This is a genomic window from Pseudomonas sp. ARP3, from assembly GCF_001029595.1.
In the GTDB taxonomy this organism is placed as follows: domain Bacteria; phylum Pseudomonadota; class Gammaproteobacteria; order Pseudomonadales; family Pseudomonadaceae; genus Aquipseudomonas; species Aquipseudomonas rhodesiae.
In genome coordinates, this window is sequence record NZ_LEKF01000063.1 from 1 (window position 1) to 1,066 (window position 1,066).

Sequence of the window (1,066 nt, forward strand, 5' to 3'; positions counted from 1 at the left end):
CCTGAATTCAACACATAAGTGCAACGCTCACCCCTGTATGCACTTCGTACGGCGTCTTCCAGCCCAAGCGCTTGCGCGGGCGTAGATTGATCCTCGCTACTGTCCGATTGACGGCTTCGACGGTCAGCTTGCTGAAGTCGCTGCCCTTGGGGAAATACTGGCGGAGCAGACCGTTGGTGTTTTCATTGGTGCCACGTTGCCAGGATGAATAGGGGTCTGCAAAAAAGACCTGGCACTGGCTCCGTAGCGCGATGCGTTCATGCCCGGCAAACTCCCTTCCGTTATCCAGCGTCAGCGTGTGAGCGGCATGGCCCTGAAGCATCAGATTGATCGCCCGCGTTACCTGCCGGCGCGTTCTGCGCTTGACCGGATAGGCGCTCAGATAGCCGCTTTTGCGATCAACCAGGGTCACCAGGTTACCGCCCAGTCCATGTACCGTATCGCCCTCCCAGTCCCCCAGGCGCTCGCGGCTTTCGACCTCGGCTGGGCGTTCACTGATTGACACGCGATTACGCAGCTGCCCGCGCCGATCGTGGCTTCCATAGCGTTTCCGGTAGCGCTTTCGGCGATGTCGCAGATAGGTATAAAGCTCACCACCGGCGCGCTGTTCGGCGGCAATGAACCGATAAATCCACTCATGGCTGACCGCCCGGCTTGGCTGCTCCTGCTTCAACCGCTGGGCGATCTGCTCCGGACTCATGCCATGCTTGAGCCACACCGGGAGATGATGGCTGAGCCATGTCGCCGGCTTGCAAAACTTGCGCGCACCCGCTCGACGAGCATCACTTTCATGGGCCGCAGAAACAGCCTTGTAGATATTCTGGGTGCTGTTGCGGCGAACCTCGCGACTGATCGTCGAGGGATGCACGCCGACCCGCTTTGCAATGCTCGCCTGGCTCTCTGCGGCGCTCAAGCCAGCCTCAATCTGGTAACGTTGTCCCTGAGTCAGCTGCCGGTAATGCGTAGTCATCTGCGCTTGAATCCTTCGGTGTGAGAGCCTGGATTCTACCGGTGGCTGGCTCTCTGCCTCTCGTTTCAAGCGTTGCGCTTATTCTATGAATTCAGG

General features: G+C 59.1%; 1 protein-coding gene. It reads right to left on the bottom strand.

Features of this window, described 5'->3' with window-relative positions; translation table 11 throughout:
* Positions 1 to 7 precede the first annotated feature (7 nt).
* Entirely contained in the window at positions 8 to 970 is a 963-nt protein-coding gene (locus ABX75_RS28010) for an IS30-like element ISPpu17 family transposase (RefSeq protein WP_004577240.1), read from the bottom strand.
* Between the last annotated feature and the right edge of the window lie 96 nt (positions 971 to 1,066).

Excerpts from the sequence above, each read along its gene's own strand:
- ABX75_RS28010 (WP_004577240.1), bottom strand. The coding sequence starts at position 970 with ATGACTACGCATTACCGGCAGCTGACTCAGGGACAACGTTACCAGATT.